Here is a 16051-nt window from a genome sequence, read left to right as displayed (position 1 = left end):
ACCGCCGGTTGACACCACGGCAGGCCGTACGGTGGAGGCGTCCGGAAACGGCCGTGGGGCCCGCTTGCACCGGGCCCCACGGCTTCACCTGTCTCTCGGAGAGCCCCGCGGGCTCAGGCGTTCTTCTGCTTGGGCTCCTCCCCCGGCTGGTCGACGACTCCGCGGCCGAGGACGGCGGAGTGGCCGATCACCGTGCCCGGCTTGCCCATCTCGCTGCCCTCGCCGACGACCACCTCGCGCTCGCCGAGGAACTCGTGGGTCGTCGGGTCGAAGATCCACTCGGTGCGGGTGCCGGCGTTCACGTGCGCGACGGCCGCGCCGTGGCGGCCGGAGGCGTCCACCGAGTCGTCCACCGCGGTGACGCCGGGGATCTTCGCGGCGGCACGGTAGAGCGCGGCGCTGACGGCCGGCGGGGCGAGCTGCTCGCGCAGCAGGTCGCCGATGGTCGCGAAGGCCTCCTGGTCGGGTGTCTGCCCCTGGCCCTTGGTCTCGGCGTAGATCTTCTTCAGCAGCGCGTCCGGGTCGGTCGGCAGCGCGGCCAGGTACTCGTACGTCGGGGCGTTGAGGGACGGCCTGGTGTTGGGGTCGAGCCAGTGACCGCCGTCGGTGCGCGGCGCCGGCTCCCCGGGCTTGGTCTTCTCCGGGGCGATGGCCTTGCCGTCCCCCCGCTCCTCCTTGAGGACGCCCCGCTGGCTGCCGTCCACCGAGAACCAGGCCTGGCGGCGGTGGGCGGGGTCGACCTTCGACTCGCCGGTGGCCAGGTTGACGCTGGAGAACGCCACCAGGCTGTCCACATACACGAACTGCTTCTTGCCCGGCTTCGGATCGGGCTTGCCGGCCGCGGTGTCGGCGGCCTGGGTCAGCAGCTGGACGGCGCCCACGGGGGCGGCGTTCAGCGTGCCGGTGGTCTGCTGCGCGGCCTGCTGCTGCGGCGCCGGCGTGCCCTCGCCGCCACCGCCGCTCAGCACCACCGCCAGCGCCAGTCCGCCCGCCAGGGCGGGCACCGCCACCCAGCCGAGCTTGCCCCGACGGGCCGACGCGGGCTTCGTCTCCCGGATCTCACTCATCAGATGTCCCCTCAACAACCGGTGGCGGTCGGCGGAGAGCTCGGGCCGCGCGGGCCCCGGCACCAGCCGGTCCAGCTCGGCGCGTTCGTCCTCGTTCATCGGTTCGTCTCCCGTATCGACCGGGCCGCTTCGACGCGGCCACCCCGTACCTGTCCGGGGGCCGGGCGGAGTTCCCGCCCGTTCTTCAGCTCCTCCTCGGCGAGCGCGCGCAGCTTGGTGCGGGCGCGCGAGAGCCGTGACCGCACCGTGCCGATCGGCACCCCCAGGGCCTCGGCCGCGCTCGCGTAGTCCAGCCCCGCCCACACGCAGAGCCCGAACACCTCCCGCTCGGCCTTCCGCAACCGCCCGAGCGCCCGCCGGGCGGCGGCCAGTTGGGCGCTGTCGTCCAGCCGCCCCACCAGCTCGTCGGCGAAGTCCGGCACCGTCTCCCGGGCCGGCAGCCGATCCATCGCGGCCCGGTGCCGGCGCGCGGCCCGGGCGGTGTTGCGCAGCACGTTGGCGGCGATCCCGAACAGCCAGGGCCGCACCGCCCCGCCGTCGTCCCGCAGCTTGTGCCGCAGCCGCCACGCCTCCAGGAAGGTCAGCTGGACGACGTCCTCCGCGACCGCCCAGTCCCCGGTGGCCCGCACCGCGTACCGGTACAGATCACCCGCCGCCTCGTCGAACAGCTCCCCGAACGCCCACTGATCGCCATCCCGTATCCGTCCCCGCTGCGACAGTTCCACACCTCCACCTGTCCGCAGCACCCCAGCGAGTTCCCACCGCCGACGCCTGGACCGGCACCCCTCCGATGTCCGCTCGCGACACCGCGCGTCGTCAGACCTGCCACGTAGACAATCTCCACAGATCCTTCAAGTGGCTTGAAAGCACGCCCGGTTAACCGAATTGGTCCTGCGAAACCGTTAAGCCGGGTGAGAGGATCATCCCATCACTGGATCGCACACAGAGGCTACGCACTGTAGTCAGCGTCCGGTGGGTCATCAAACCCGGGGGGCCGGGTGCGGCGTTGGCGCGCCGCACCCGAACGCTCCCGCACGCCAACCCTGCGAGGGAGAAAATCATGCGAAAGCGGGCAGCCATCGTAGCCGCCGCGATGCTCGGCGGAACAGTCCTGATCGGCATCCCCAGCGCATCCGCCAAGGTCTGCGCATCGAACAGTTGTTCCTCTGCCATCAACAGCTGGGCCGGCGCGCAGATCTGCGACGGCGACGCGGACGGTAACGCGGTCGAGACCAACTTCTACCGCGACAACGGCTCGCACCAGACGGCCAAGGAGTCGCGCGGCAGCGGCAACTGCACCAGCAGCGGCAGCGACTACGGGAACCTGGTGTACCGTCACCAGGCCCATCAGATCCGCGACTGGGTGCCGGACTCCTGGTCCGGCTTCGAGTACCGGTACTGACCTGTAGACGTCGGGGGCGGCGCCAAGGGGCGCCGCCCCCGACGTCGCGAGCACGCTGCGATCAATGGGAGCGGACATTGGGTCCGAGTGAAACCGCGTTCGGCGGGATCGAGACGAGCGATCTCCACTACGAGGTCGCGAACCGGGTGCTGCTGCGCGCGGTGGAGTTCAAAGTCGAGGCCGGACGGAGCGTCGCGGTAACCGGGCCGAGCGGTTGCGGCAAGAGCACCTTGCTCAGCCTGCTCGCCGGGTTGCTCCGACCGACGCGGGGCACGATCCGGATCGCGGGACAGGACATGACGGCCATCGCCGCCGGGCGGCGTGCGGCGCTGCGCCTGCGAAGCATCGGCATGGTCTACCAGTTCGGCGAACTCCTCCCCGAGCTCAGCCCGCTGGAGAACACGGTGCTGCCCGCGGTGCTCGCGGGCCTGCCGAAGCAGGAAGCCTACACGCGCGGCACCGAACTGCTCGGCAGCCTCGGGATCGATGCCACCGTGGCCACAGACACCGGCTCGCTCTCCGGCGGTGAGCGCCAACGCGTCGCCGTGGCCCGGGCGCTGATCGGAAGCCCGCAGGTCGTCCTCGCGGACGAACCAACCGGAGCCCTGGACGGCAAGGCTTCGACCACGGTGGCGGATCTCCTCTTCTCGCTGCCCTCCCGCTACGGCTGCGCTCTGGTCGTCGTCACGCACAACCCGGCGGTCGCGGCACGCGCCGATCAGATCATGGTGATGTCCGACGGACGCCTGCGCCCGGCCGAACAGCCGGATCGGGCGCCGAGCGCCAGCTCGGAGTCCGCCCGGTGACCCCCACCGCCCATGCCCCCGGTCGGATCCGCCTCGCCCTGACGATCGGCCGCCGCGCCGGCGGCGGCCGATCCGGAACCATGCACCGGGCCTCTCTGTTCTGTGCGGCCCTCGTCGCCCTGATCACCGCGTGGACGGTGGTCGGCTCAGCCGCGGTGCACGAGGAGCGCGGGCTGCGTATGACCGCCAGGAACCCGGCTCCGGTGAGCGCGACCGACCGTGCCTCGGCCGTCGCCCGGTGGTGGGAGCGGCCGGACACCATCGCCGACCGCGCCATCTCCGTGATCCACGTCCGACCGCTTCACCGGGACGCCGCGCCGCCACCCGGCCTACCCCGCTGGCCCGAGCCCGGCGAGGCCTACCTCTCCCCCGCACTGCTCGCCACGGACCCCGCCATGGCGGACCGCTACGGGAGGCTCGCCGGGACAGTGGCGCACAAGGGCCTGGCCGACGGCGCCGAGTTGATCGCGTACGTCAACCCGCTTCGGGAGAACTTCTTCGACGAGGTCCATGAGGAGAACTCCTACATCGGCGGCTTCGGCAACCCCGACCGGGTGTTCTTCTTCGTCAACAGCCACCAGTTCGACCGGGGCCTCGCGGAACTGCACATCCTGCTGCTCCTGATGGCCGGGCTCCCCTGCGGCGCCCTGGTCCTGGTGGCGGTCCGCAGCCAGTCCGAGTCCCGCGACCGGCGCCTGTCCATGCTGGACGCGCTCGGGGCGCCGACGGGCGTCCGGGCCCTGGTCCTCGCCGGGGAAGCCGCACTGCCGCTCCTGGCCGGGCTCGGCGCCGGCGCCGCCCTGGTCGTCGGCATCTCCCTGACCTCGCCGACGTTCCCCTTCACCGGCTACCCGGTCTGGTCGGAGGACCTCCGGTCCGGCCTTCCGCTCCTGCCGTTCGCGCTGCTCGGCGTGTTCGCGTTCCTGCTCCTGGTCGTCGTGGCCTCAGGCATCCGTCGCCCGAGGCGCACCGGCACCAGGCCAGGCCGGGTACCGGCCAAGCCGGCCCGCTGGGCCCCGCTGGTGTTCGCCGCCGGGCTCGCGGTCGCCGCCTGGGGCTCGAACACCCGGGGCGTCGACGGCCGGACCGGGTTCGTGGTCGGCGCGGCGGTGACGCTGATCGCCCTTCCGCACACCGCCGCCCGACTCTCCCGGCTGCTGGGCCGCAGGCTCGCCGACCGGGGTGCGGCGAAGGGCGACGCCGGCCGGCTGATCGCGGGGCGATGGCTGGCCGCGCGGCCGGCCACCCTCGCCCGGCTCAGCGCCGCCCTGCTGGTGGGGCTCGGTATGGTCACCATCGGCCAGGTGCTGACCACCCAGTTCACCGGGCCCGCCGAGCAGGCCCGGCAGCGGTTCGAGCAGTCCGGCGCCTCCCTGGTGCAGGTCCGCTCCCGCAACATCCCCGCCACCGCCGAGGGGTTCATCGCCGCGGTGGGCGCGTCGCGCACCCTGCGCTACTCGCCGCAGGCCGGTGCGGACGACGGCACTCCGCGCGTCGGCCTCACCGGCCAGTGCGAAGTCCTCGCCGACCTGGGGCGGCTGAGGGCGTGCCCGCCCAGCCCCGTCCCGCCCAGGGATGCCTTCGAGAGCCTGACGCCGCTCGGCCGCCAGATCCTGCTGGGCGATGAGATGGTCAGCGCGCCGGTGGCGACCGTCTGCGGTTGTGCCGCCTCCGCGGCTGGCGGCGACCTGGCCCTCTACGGATTCCTGGTCCTCAACCGCGACGGGGAGGCGGGGGTGTCCGCGATCGAGCAGGCCGCCTACGCCCACCTCATCGGGCCGATGACCTACCGGCCCGGCCAGTCCTGGATGCTCGGCACCGCCGCGCAGGCCGCCCAGGTCCGCTGGCTGCTCGATGTCGCGCTCCTCGGGCTGCTGGCCCTGGCCTTGGCGGGGACGCTGGGCGCCGCCGGGATCTTCCTCGAACAGGCCAGGGCACTCGGTCCGCTGGCGGCGTTCCGCACCGACCGGCGCTTCTACAGCGGCATCGCGTTCTGGAACCTCGCCCTTCCGCTGGGCGCCGTCGGCGTGGCGGGCGCCTTGGTGGCGGGACTCCTCGGCCGACTGCTGATCAACCTCGGCAAGGGCGGGACGATGTCCCTCCCCCTTCTCGCGCTGGGGCTCGGCGTGGTCGCCGCCTCGGGCGCCGCCGTCGCCCTGGTCTGCGGCCGGGTCGCGGCGGGGCAGGCGGCCGCCTGGCGGCCCCGGGCGGACTGACCAGACGGCCGCCCGCAACGGGAACGGCGGGCCCGCGTCCACCAGGGACGCGGGCCCGCCGTTCACTGTGCCGGTCGGGGTCGGCCGCGTGTCAGCGCATCGAGCCCGTGCGGAGCAGGGTGCGGATGACGCGCATCGCGACGGAGAGGCTGGACAGCTCGTAGTTGTCCGAACCCCTTATGTCGTCGAGGGTGCTCTTGGCGCGGTTCAGCAGGGTGGCGTTGAGGTCCGCCCAGGCCGTGTAGCGGTCCTCGGGGGCGGCGTCCTCAGGGCCGCAGGCCAGGATGTCGGCGGTCAGGGCCGCGTGGGCCGCGAAGAGGTCCTCGCGGATGGCGGCGCGGGCCATCGACGACCAGCGGTCGGTGCGCGGCAGCTCGATGATGCGGTCGAGCAGGTGGGTGATCTGGAGGCGGTCGGCGAGGTCGTAGTAGAGCTCGGCGACCTGGGCGACGTCCTTGCCGGAGCGGTCCGCGACCTCGGTGATGTCCAGGGTCGGGAAGGTCGAGGACAGGCCCGCGATCCGGGTGGCGAGCTCCTCGGGCACGCCGGCCCCGGTGAGCTCGTTGTAGACCTTCTCGAACCAGACCAGGTCCTCGCCGCGCAGCGGCTTGGGCAGCGAGCCCCAGACCTGGTTGACCCGGTCGTGGAAGAACTCGATGGTGCCGGCGATGTCCAGCGGCTGGCGCCGGTTGTTGAGCATCCACCGGGTGGCGCGCTCGACGAGACGGCGCGCGTGCAGCCGCATCTTGGTCTGGGCGCGGGCGGGGACCTTGTTGTCCAGGCCCTCGATCTCGGACCAGATCTCCTCCAGGCCGAAGACGGCCCGGGCGGCGGTGTGGGTGCGGGCGACCTCCTCGTAGGTGGCGCCGGTCTCCTCCTTCAGGCGGAAGGCGAAGGTGCAGCCGCCGCGGTTGATCGTGTCGTTGACGATCAGCGTGGTGATGATCTCGCGGCGCAGCGGGTGCCGGTCGATCTGCTCGGCGAACCGGGCCCGCAGCGCGCTCGGGAAGTAGTCGTGCAGCGCGGTGCGGAAGAACGGGTCGTCGGGCAGCTCGGTGGCGAGCAGCTCGTCGGCCAGGGTGATCTTGGTGTAGGCGAGCAGCACCGACATCTCGGGCTGGGACAGGCCCCGGCCGTTCTGCTGGCGCTCGCGGATCTGCCGCTCGGTGGGCAGGAACTCCAGGGCCCGGTCGAGCCGGCCTTCCGCCTCCAGGCGGTTGATCATCCGGGAGTGGACGTTGACCATGCTGTGCGCCTGGGCGACCGCGTTGGCCAGCACCACGTTCTGCGCGTAGTTGTTGCGCAGCACGAGGCGGCCGACCTCGTCGGTCATCTCGGCGAGCAGGGTGTTGCGCTGCTTGACCGTCATGTCGCCGTCGGCGACCACCTGGTTGAGCAGGATCTTGATGTTGACCTCGTGGTCCGAGGTGTCCACGCCGGCCGAGTTGTCGATGGCGTCGGTGTTGATCCAGCCGCCGACGCCCTCGGGGCCGCCGTGGGCCGCGTACTCGATGCGGCCGAGCTGGGTGCAGCCGAGGTTGCCGCCCTCGCCGACCACCCGGGCGCGGACCTGCTCGCCGTTGACGCGGATGGCGTCATTGGCCTTGTCGCCGACCTCGGCGTTGGTCTCGGTGGAGGCCTTGACGTAGGTGCCGATGCCGCCGTTCCAGAACAGGTCGACGGGCGCCTGCAGGACGGCCTTCATCAGCTCGGCCGGGGTGAGCCGGGCGTCGGAGACCCCCAGCACGGCCCGGACCTGCGGCGACAGCTGGATCGACTTGGCGCTGCGCGGGAAGACGCCGCCGCCCGCCGAGATCAGCGACTTGTCGTAGTCGTCCCAGGAGCTGCGGGGCACCTCGAAGAGGCGGCGGCGCTCGGCGTAGGAGACCGCCGCGTCCGGGTTGGGGTCCAGGAAGATGTGGCGGTGGTCGAACGCGGCGACCAGCCGGATGTGCTCGCTGAGCAGCATGCCGTTGCCGAAGACGTCACCGGACATGTCGCCGATGCCGACGACCGTGAAGTCCTCGCTCTGGGTGTCGTGGCCCAGCTCGCGGAAGTTGCGCTTGACGGACTCCCAGGCGCCGCGGGCGGTGATGCCCATGCCCTTGTGGTCGTAGCCGGCCGAGCCGCCGGAGGCGAACGCGTCGCCCAGCCAGAAGCCGTAGGACTCGGCGACACCGTTGGCGATGTCGGAGAAGGTCGCGGTGCCCTTGTCGGCGGCGACGACCAGGTAGGTGTCGTCCTCGTCGTGGCGGACCACGTCGGCCGGGTGGACGACCTCGCCGGCCACCAGGTTGTCGGTGATGTCCAGCAGCGCCGAGATGAACGTCTTGTAGGACGAGACGCCCTCGGCCAGCCAGGCGTCACGGTCGACCGACGGGTCCGGCAGCTGCTTGGCGACGAAGCCGCCCTTGGCGCCGACCGGCACGATGACGGTGTTCTTCACCATCTGCGCCTTGACCAGGCCGAGGATCTCGGTGCGGAAGTCCTCACGCCGGTCGGACCAGCGCAGACCGCCGCGGGCGACCTTGCCGAAGCGCAGGTGCACGCCCTCGACCTGCGGCGAGTAGACCCAGATCTCGAACGCCGGGCGCGGGGCCGGCAGGTCCGGGATGGCCTTCGGGTCGAACTTCATCGACACGTACGGGTGCCACGCGCCCGAGCCGTCGTGCTGGAAGAAGTTGGTCCGCAGGGTGGCCTTGATGAGGTGCAGGAAGGAGCGCAGGATGCGGTCCTCGTCCAGCGAGACGACCTCGTCCAGCGCGCCGGCCAGCTCCTCCAGGATGCCCTCGGTCAGCTCCAGCGCGCCCTGCTGGTGGCTGGGGCTCAGCCGGGCCTCGAAGAGGTTCACCAGCAGGCGGGTGGTGTGGGTGTTGTTGCGGAGCGCGTCCTCCATGTAGTCCTGGGAGAACGTGGAGCCCGCCTGGCGCAGGTACTTGGCGTACGCGCGCAGCATCATCGCCTGGCGCCAGGTCAGCCCGGCGGTGAGGACCAGCTCGTTGAAGCCGTCGTTCTCGGCCTTGCCGGTCCAGGTGGCGGCGAAGGTCTCCTGGAAGCGCTCGCGGGCCTCGTCGGTCAGCTCGACGGCCTCGCGCAGCCGCAGGCCGAAGTCGTAGACCCAGGCGGTGGTGTGGTCGGAGCGGGTCAGCGCGTAGGGGTGCTCGTCGAGCACCTCGACGCCCAGGCGCTGGAGGACCGGCAGCACCTCGGTGAGCGAGATCGGGCCGCCCACCCGGTAGATCTTGAAGCGGCGCTCGTCGTCGCCGGCGCCGACCGGCTGGTACAGGTTGAGCCGGAAGTCGCCCTCGCCGTGCAGCGACTCGATCTGCTTGAGGTCGGCGACGGCGGTGCGCGCGGTGAAGTCGGCGCGGTAGCCGTCGGGGAAGGCGTTGGCGTACTTGCGGGACAGCTCGGCGGCCCGCTCCTCGCCCAGCTCGACGTGCAGCTGGTCGTTGAAGCCGTCCATCCAGAACCGGGCGGCCTCGGCCAGCTTGGCCTCGATCCGCTCGACCTCGGCGTCGGTCAGCTGCGGCAGCTCGCTGCCGGGGGTGACCCGGACGACGAAGTGCAGACGGGTCAGCACCGACTCCGTCGACCAGACCGTGTAGTCGATCGAGGCGCCGTTGAGCTCCTGCATCAGGATGTCCATGAGGCGCAGCCGGATGCGGGTGGTGTAGCGGTCGCGCGGCAGGTAGACCAGCGCGGAGAAGTAGCGCCCGTACTCGTCCTGGCGCAGGAACAGCCGCAGCCGGCGGCGCTCCTGGAGGTAGAGGACGCTGGTGGCGATCTGGAGCAGCTCGTCGGCCTGGGTCTGGAAGATCTCGTCCCGGGGGAAGGTCTCCAGGATCTGCAGCAGGTCGCGGCCGTCGTGGCTCTCGGTGGAGAAGCCGGACTGGGCGATGACGTCCTGGACCTTGCGGCGGACCACCGGGATGCGGCTGACCGACTCGGTGTAGGCGGCGGCCGAGAACAGGCCGAGGAAGCGGCGCTCGCCGATGACCTCGCCGTTGGCGTCGAACTTCTTCACGCCGACGTAGTCGAGGTAGGCGGGGCGGTGCACGGTGGCCCGGCTGTTGGCCTTGGTGAGGACCAGCAGCTTCTTCTCGTGGGCCTTGGCGCGCACCGGCGCGGAGAGCCGGCCGAAGGCCTCGCTGACGGCGTGGTGCTGCTCGTCGCGGCTGATCGGGTCGGAGCGCAGGATGCCGAGGCCGGTACCGGCGACGGCCCGCAGGACCTCTTCGCCCTCGTGCTGGACGAGGTCGTACTCGCGGTAGCCGAGGAAGGTGAAGTGGTCGTCGGCGAGCCAGCGCATCAGCTCCCAGGCCTCGCCGACCTCCTGCTCGGCCAGGCCGGCCGGGGGCTGCTCGGCGAGCTCGTCGGCCAGGCGCAGCGCGGAGTCGCGCATCTTGCCCCAGTCCTCGACGACCTCGCGGACGTCGCCGAGCACCCGGCGCAGGTTGGTCTCGATCTCGCGCAGGTCGTCGCGGTCGGTCTCGCGGTCGACCTCGATGTGCATCCACGACTCGACGGTCGCGTCGGCCGGCCACTCGGTGCCGGCGGCCTGGCTGCGGGCGCAGGCGTCGACGTCGAGGATCTCCAGCAGCTTGCCGGTGATGTCGCGGCGGACGACCAGCTGGGGGTGGATGACCACGTGGATCGCGCGGTCCTGGCGGGACAGCTCGTTGGTGACCGAGTCGACCAGGAACGGCATGTCGTCGGTGACGACCTCGACCACGGTGTGGCCGCAGGACCAGCCGTTCTCCTCGACCGAGGGGGTGTGCACCCGCACCTCGGCGGTGCCCTGCGGGCGCTTGAGGCCCAGGCGGTAGTGCGAGGCGGCCGCGCCGTAGACGTCGACCGGGTCGCGGTCGACCAGGTCCTCGGGCGCCGTGTGGAGGTAGTAGTGGTGCAGGTACGCGGACAGAGCGCCGTTGCTCAGTCCCTCTCCCGGCGCCGCTCCCCCCACCTGGCTGTTCTCAGCGGCTGCTGCTGCCTTCCTGAGCAGTTCGGCCTTGGCTGCGTCCAGCTTGGTCTGCATGACTTCTTGGCTCCTGTCGCGCGCCGTTGCGTGACTCGGTGGTGGTCTCGGTTCGCACCGCCGGGTCTTCCGCAATCCTGCCGCACCGTCCTGCTGAAAGGGGCCCATGGCGCGCATGGAACACCTCTGCAGCGGGTAGGACGAGACGTTCGGCCTCTGCGGAGCCACCCGACGACGCCAGCCAGCCTAACGGGATCAATCAAAGGTGTCAGGGGACAACCAGGCGCAAACCTGCAGGAAGATCGAGCCGTCCTGGACAGCTTGTCCAATCAGCCTGACGGTTTGCGCCGAAAGCCGAAAGTCCGTGCGGAGTGCCTTGGCGGGGTCCGTGTGCGGAGCGTGCCCGCCCGGCGCGCGTACGGGCCCGGCCTCAGCCCATGTGCGGGTGGAGGTGCGAGGTCGGCGGCACGAAGGTCTCCTTGATCGACCGGGCCGAGGTCCAGCGCAGCAGGTTCTGCGCGGCGCCCGCCTTGTCGTTGGTGCCGGACGCCCGGCCGCCGCCGAAGGGCTGCTGGCCGACCACCGCGCCGGTCGGCTTGTCGTTGATGTAGAAGTTGCCGGCGGCGAACCGCAGCGCCTCCACCGCCTGCGCGATGGCGTAGCGGTCCTGGGCGACCACCGAGCCGGTCAGCCCGTACGGCGCGCCCGCGTCGACCCGGCCCAGCACGTCGTCCCAGCGGGAGTCCTCGTAGACGTGGACGGACAGGATCGGGCCGAAGTACTCGGTGCGGAACATCTCGTTGCGGAAGTCCGAGGAGACCAGCACGGTCGGGCGGACGAACCAGCCGATCGCGTCGTCGTACTGGCCGCCGGCCGCCAGCTCCACCGTCGAGTCGGCCTTGGCCCGCTCGATGGCGTCCCGGTTCTTCTCGAACGCGCGCCGGTCGATCAGCGCGCCCATGAAGTTCGACAGGTCGGTGACGTCGCCGACCGTCAGCGCGTCCACCTCGGCGAGGAAGTCGTCCTTGATCCGCTGCCAGAGGCTGCGCGGCAGGTAGGCGCGGGAGAGCGCCGAGCACTTCTGGCCCTGGTACTCGAAGGCGCCGCGGATCAGGGCCGCCTTGAGGATCTCCGGGTCGGCCGAGCGGTGCGCCAGCAGGAAGTCCTTGCCGCCGGTCTCGCCGACGATCCTCGGGTACGCCCGGTAGCCGCCGATGTTGGCGCCGATCGTCTGCCAGAGCGAGCGGAAGGTCGCGGTGGAGCCGGTGAAGTGCAGCCCGGCCAGGGCGGGATCGGCGAGCGCCACCGCGGACAGCTGCTGCCCGTCGCCGGTGACCAGGTTGACCACCCCCGGCGGCAGACCGGCCGCCTCCAGCAGCCGCATCAGGTAGTGCGCGGCCAGCGTCTGGGTCGGCGCCGGCTTCCACACCACCGTGTTGCCCATCAGCGCGGGCGCGGTCGGCAGGTTGCCGGCGATCGCGGTGAAGTTGAACGGGGTGATCGCGTAGACGAAGCCCTCCAGCGGGCGGTGGTCGGTGCGGTTCCACACCCCCGGCGAGGAGACCGGCTGGTCGGCCAGGATCTCCCGGGCGAACTGCACGTTCCAGCGCCAGAAGTCGATCAGCTCGCAGGCCGAGTCGATCTCCGCCTGCTGCGCCGTCTTGGACTGCCCCAGCATGGTGGCCGCGTTCAGCGTCTCCCGCCACGGCCCGGCCAGCAGGTCGGCGGCGCGCAGGAAGACCGCCGCCCGGTCGTCGAAGGAGAGCGCGCGCCACTCGCGCCCGGCCGCCAGCGCGGCGTCCACCGCGGCCCGGGCGTCCTCCCGGGTGGCGTTGCCGAGCACGCCCAGCTTGGCCGCGTGGTGGTGCGGCTGGACGACGTCGATCCGCTCGCCGCCGCCGAACCGCTGCTCGCCGCCGATGGTCATCGGCAGCGGGACCTGCTCGGCCGCCAGCTCGTCCAGCCGGCGCACCAGACGCTCCCGCTCCGGGCTGCCGGGCGCGTAGCCGAGCACCGGCTCGTTGCCCGGGACCGGGACCTGGGTGACTGCGTCGATGGGCATGGCGGGCTCCGCTCCTCGTCACGGCGGCCGGCCCGTTCCGACGACGGACCCTGCACCCGTCCAGCCTGACCAGCGGCGGGCCGCTTCGCCCGCCCGGACACGCCAACGGTGGACGTGGTCCGCGCCACGCTCCCGGGCCGCGCCGCTACCCGGCGAGCCGGCCGGCCAGCTCCACCGCCTCCGCCAGCGAGTCCACCACCGGCACGCCGACCGGCTCCAGCTTCTCCCGGGTGTGCGAGCCGCCGGTGTACAGCACCGCGTGCGCACCCGCGCTCAGCGCGGCCAGCGCGTCGTCCGCCGCGTCGCCGATCAGCACCGTGCGGGCCGGGTCCACCCACTCACCGAGCGCGGCCAGGTGCCGGACCAGGTGCTCGGCCTTCTGCCCGCCGGCCGGGCCGCTGCGCCCGTCCACCCGCAGGAACTGGCCGGTCAAGCCGAAGCCCTCGACCACCGGCAGCAGCCGGTCGTGCTCGTACATGGACAGCAGCGACTGGCTGCACCCGGCCGCCCGCCAGCCGTCCAGCAGCTCGCGGGCGCCGTCGGTGAGGCCGCAGGCGGCGCTCAGCTCGCGGTAGCGGTCGTGGAACGCGTCGTCCAGGCGCAGCCACTCGGCGTCGGAGGGCAGCCGGCCGAGCAGCCGCTGGTAGAACCGGGGGATCGGGATCTCGTACTGCTCGCGGTACTCCTGCAGCGTCATCGGGCCCACGCCGATGGTCGCGAAGGCGGCGTTGCTCGCCCCGAGCACCGCTTCCATGTCGTGGAAGAGCGTCCCGTTCCAGTCCCAGACGATATGAGTGCGCACGCATGAACGGTAGCGCCGGGTGCCGCCGGACCGGTAGGACGGGGCTCACCCGGGCCCCCGGCGCACCGCCGCTCAGGCGAGCAGGGCGGCGATCTCCTGGGTGGCGAACCAGAGCAGGTCGTGGTCCTCGGCGCCGTCCACGGTGAACTGGGCGTCCTGGTCGCCCGCGTCCGCGGCCGTGACCGCCTCGACGGCCGCCGTCACATCGGCCACCACGTCCGCGTCGGCGACGTCCGCGTGCACCGCGGCCGCCTTGGCGAGCTTCACCGGACCGGCCAGCACCACCCGGCCCAGCGAGGCCTGGTCCTGGTACTCGTCGCCGGGGAACGGCTTCACCCCCGACTCGGCGATGTCGAGCGCCACGACGACGCGGCGGCGCGGGGCCTCGGGTTCGGCGGCCAGCAGGCGCAGCGAGGACTGGGCGGCCCGGTTCAGCGCCGCGTACTCCAGCTCCTCCAGGTCGTCGCTCACGTACCACTCGCGCAGCGCGGGCGTCACGGCGTACGCCGCGGACTGCTCCAGCGCGCCGCCCGAGTGCGCCGCCGCCAGGCCGGTCAGGGTGGTGGGCACGTACACGCGCATCGGTGGCACTCTCCGGTTCGTCCAGCGGCACAGCTTCCAGCGCCCCCAAGAATAAGCGCCGGACGGCGGGCCGTGATCACCCGCGCACCGCCGGACCTGCCGCCCCGCCCTCCCGGGCCGCCGTCCGCTCGCTCTCCAGGGAGCGGCGGCAGGTGTCCAGGGCGCTCTCCAGGACGGGTCCGCGGCGGGCCGGGTCCATCATGTTGGGGCCCATCACGGCCAGGTCGGCGGGGGTCGGCGCGAGCAGGTGGACGCGCACGCCGTCGGCCCGCAGCAGCCGGGCCTCGCGCAGCAGCTGGCGGGTCACCGTCCGGCGGTAGCGGGCCACCAGCTGGGCGAGCACCCCGCTCGGACGGTCCCGCTCGCGCGGGGCGCGCAAGCGGTCTCGCACGCGCCGGGCGCGCGTGGCGGCGGACGCGCCGCCGTCGGGTTCCGGGCGCCCCGGCGGATCGGGCCGCAGCGCCATCGGGGCGAGCACGAAGACCTCGTCGAGGCCCCGGCCCAGCAGCAGATCGGCGTTGGTGGCCGACCAGCAGCCGCCGTCCACGTACTCGGTGCCGCCGACCGGGACGGGCGCGAACCAGCCGGGGATCGCGCAGGAGGCCATCACCGCCTCGTCGAGCCCGGCGGGGGGTGCGCCGGGGTCGCCGAAGACCACCCGGCGGCCGCTGCGGTAGTCCACCGCGACCACCCGCAGCACCGAGCCCGCCGGCCAGCCCACCGGACCGCCCGCACCGCCGGGGCCGGCCTCGCCCACCGGACCGCCCGCCCCGGCCGCCCCGTCCCCGAACAGGCCGCCCACCAGCGCGCCGACCGACGCCAGCGAGCCCCGGCCGTGCGGCGCCATCGCCGAGACCATGGTGAGCCACGGGTACGTACGCGGATGCCGGACGGCGTCCCGCAGCAGGCCCGGCGAGCCGATGCCCGCCCGGGGCCGCGGCGGCAGCGCGCCGCCGACCGCCGTGTCGTAGTCGAAGTCGATCCCGGCCAGCGGCCCGGAGGTGATCGGCAGGCCCCGCTGGTGGTCGCGCAGCTGGCCGGTGCCCGCCCCACCCGCGAGCAGCGCGCCCAGGATGGCGCCCGCCGAGGTGCCGAGCAGCACCTCCGCGTCGCCCGGCGGCCGCCCGGTCGCCTCCTCGACGGCCAGCAGCGCGCCGACCGTCCAGGCGGCGCCGAGCATGCCCCCGCCGCCCAGCACCAGGCCGCGCCGGGGAGCTCCCCCGGTCGCCGGCGGTGCCGGACGTGTCCCGGATACCCATGTCGTCATACCGGCCGCCTGTCGTCGTCGGGGCGGTGGTGGTGCGGTGCCGGACGGACGCCCCGCGGGGCGCACGGCCCGGCCTTCGATCCTGCGCGCGGACCGCTCGGGGGCGCAACGTCCGTCCTGGCGAACGGACCGTCCCCTTTCGGGCCGTCCCGTCCTTCCCGGCGCGTCAACCCGGGTCCCACGGGGGTGCCCGGGGGCCGGGCGCCGCATGGGCCGGCTCACCCGGATAGGTGAACTTCGGGGCCGTTCCGGAGTCGGCCGGAATCCCGTTGCCGCCCCGCGCGGACGGCCGCTAGCAAGGACCTGTCCGTACCCGCACCACCAGCTGAGGCAAGCCGGACCACCCCGAGGAAGGCCCATGACCGCGTGCCCGAACCGCGCCGCACCGCCGCTCACCCCGCCCGCCGTGCTCTCCGCACGCCCCTACCGCCCGCGCGGCACCGCCCGGGAGCACCACCCGGCGCCCCCGCGCCGGCCCCGCCACCCCCGGGCCGCCTGCACCGGCGGTCCGGGCCGCGAACCGCTCAGCGGGCTGAGCACCCGGTTCGCCCACCGGCTGGTGGAGGTGCTCACCGGCGCCCGGCCGTCCGGCCAGCTGCTGCGCCACACCACGCTGGACTGCTACGGCCAGCTCTCCGCCCTGGTCCGGGCCGGGACCCTGCGCCGGGGGTACGGCGGCGAGCGGCCGAGGCTCGGCCCGGTGCACGACCGCTCGCCCTCACCGGGCGCGGTCGAGGCCTGTGTCCGGGTCGACCTCGGCGCCCGGCACCACATGGTGGCGTTCCGGCTGGAGCCGCGCGGCCCGTCCGGCCAGTGGCAGTGCACCGCCGTGGAGGCCCGGTGACCGCCTCCCGCGCCCCCGCACCGCC

General features: G+C 73.1%; 11 protein-coding genes. 4 read left to right on the top strand and 7 right to left on the bottom strand.

All coding sequences use genetic code 11. The features are described from left to right. Positions 1-113 precede the first annotated feature (113 nt). Together ABTX81_RS14830 and ABTX81_RS14825 are read right to left on the bottom strand one after the other, a co-directional pair. Positions 114-1166 (bottom strand): CU044_5270 family protein, encoded by a 1053-nt coding sequence (locus ABTX81_RS14830; protein ID WP_350544662.1) that lies wholly within the window; start codon positions 1164-1166, stop codon positions 114-116. After that, positions 1163-1792 carry an RNA polymerase sigma factor gene (locus tag ABTX81_RS14825; protein ID WP_350544660.1) on the bottom strand — a complete coding sequence of 210 codons (630 nt, stop codon included), beginning with the start codon at positions 1790-1792 and terminating at the stop codon, positions 1163-1165. Before ABTX81_RS14825 ends, ABTX81_RS14830 begins: the two co-directional genes overlap by 4 nt. 335 nt (positions 1793-2127) lie before the next feature. Between ABTX81_RS14825 and ABTX81_RS14820 the strand changes: the two genes are divergently transcribed. The 3 genes from ABTX81_RS14820 to ABTX81_RS14810 all read left to right on the top strand — a co-directional run bounded on the left by ABTX81_RS14820 (position 2128) and on the right by ABTX81_RS14810 (position 5491). Then, positions 2128-2469, top strand: coding sequence for a hypothetical protein (locus ABTX81_RS14820; RefSeq protein WP_350544658.1), 342 nt, complete (start codon positions 2128-2130; stop codon positions 2467-2469). Between the two features lie 77 nt (positions 2470-2546). Next, positions 2547-3275, top strand: a complete 729-nt coding sequence (locus ABTX81_RS14815; RefSeq protein WP_350544655.1) for an ABC transporter ATP-binding protein — start codon at positions 2547-2549, stop codon at positions 3273-3275. Positions 3276-3355: 80 nt separating this feature from the next. Next, complete coding sequence (locus ABTX81_RS14810) at positions 3356-5491, top strand: hypothetical protein (protein ID WP_350544653.1); 2136 nt, start codon at positions 3356-3358, stop codon at positions 5489-5491. Positions 5492-5582: 91 nt separating this feature from the next. Here the strand turns inward: ABTX81_RS14810 and ABTX81_RS14805 are convergent, their stop codons facing one another. The 5 genes from ABTX81_RS14805 to ABTX81_RS14785 all read right to left on the bottom strand — a co-directional run bounded on the left by ABTX81_RS14805 (position 5583) and on the right by ABTX81_RS14785 (position 15182). Continuing rightward, a complete protein-coding gene (locus ABTX81_RS14805; RefSeq protein WP_350544650.1) occupies positions 5583-10529 on the bottom strand; it encodes an NAD-glutamate dehydrogenase in 4947 nt (1648 codons plus the stop codon). A 370-nt stretch (positions 10530-10899) separates the two neighbouring features. Continuing rightward, on the bottom strand, positions 10900-12525 hold the full coding sequence (gene pruA, locus ABTX81_RS14800) for an L-glutamate gamma-semialdehyde dehydrogenase (protein ID WP_350545034.1): 1626 nt from the start codon (positions 12523-12525) through the stop codon (positions 10900-10902). 151 nt (positions 12526-12676) lie between these two features. Then, the gene (locus ABTX81_RS14795) at positions 12677-13333 is read right to left on the bottom strand and encodes an HAD family hydrolase (RefSeq protein WP_350544647.1); all 657 of its coding nucleotides are present in this window, start codon (positions 13331-13333) and stop codon (positions 12677-12679) included. A 72-nt stretch (positions 13334-13405) separates the two neighbouring features. Beyond that, positions 13406-13915, bottom strand: coding sequence for a DUF6912 family protein (locus tag ABTX81_RS14790; protein WP_350544644.1), 510 nt, complete (start codon positions 13913-13915; stop codon positions 13406-13408). 76 nt (positions 13916-13991) lie between these two features. After that, the gene (locus tag ABTX81_RS14785) at positions 13992-15182 is read right to left on the bottom strand and encodes a patatin-like phospholipase family protein (RefSeq protein ID WP_350544641.1); all 1191 of its coding nucleotides are present in this window, start codon (positions 15180-15182) and stop codon (positions 13992-13994) included. Between the two features lie 358 nt (positions 15183-15540). On the opposite strand from ABTX81_RS14785, the gene ABTX81_RS14780 reads away from it, so the two are divergent. Continuing rightward, on the top strand, positions 15541-16026 hold the full coding sequence (locus ABTX81_RS14780) for an Rv3235 family protein (RefSeq protein WP_350544638.1): 486 nt from the start codon (positions 15541-15543) through the stop codon (positions 16024-16026). Positions 16027-16051 lie beyond the last annotated feature (25 nt).

It is taken from the genome of Kitasatospora sp. NPDC097605 (genome assembly GCF_040302725.1).
GTDB lineage: Bacteria > Actinomycetota > Actinomycetes > Streptomycetales > Streptomycetaceae > Kitasatospora.
Note: the sequence above shows the minus strand (reverse complement) of the source record. Positions and strands in the feature narration are given on the sequence as shown.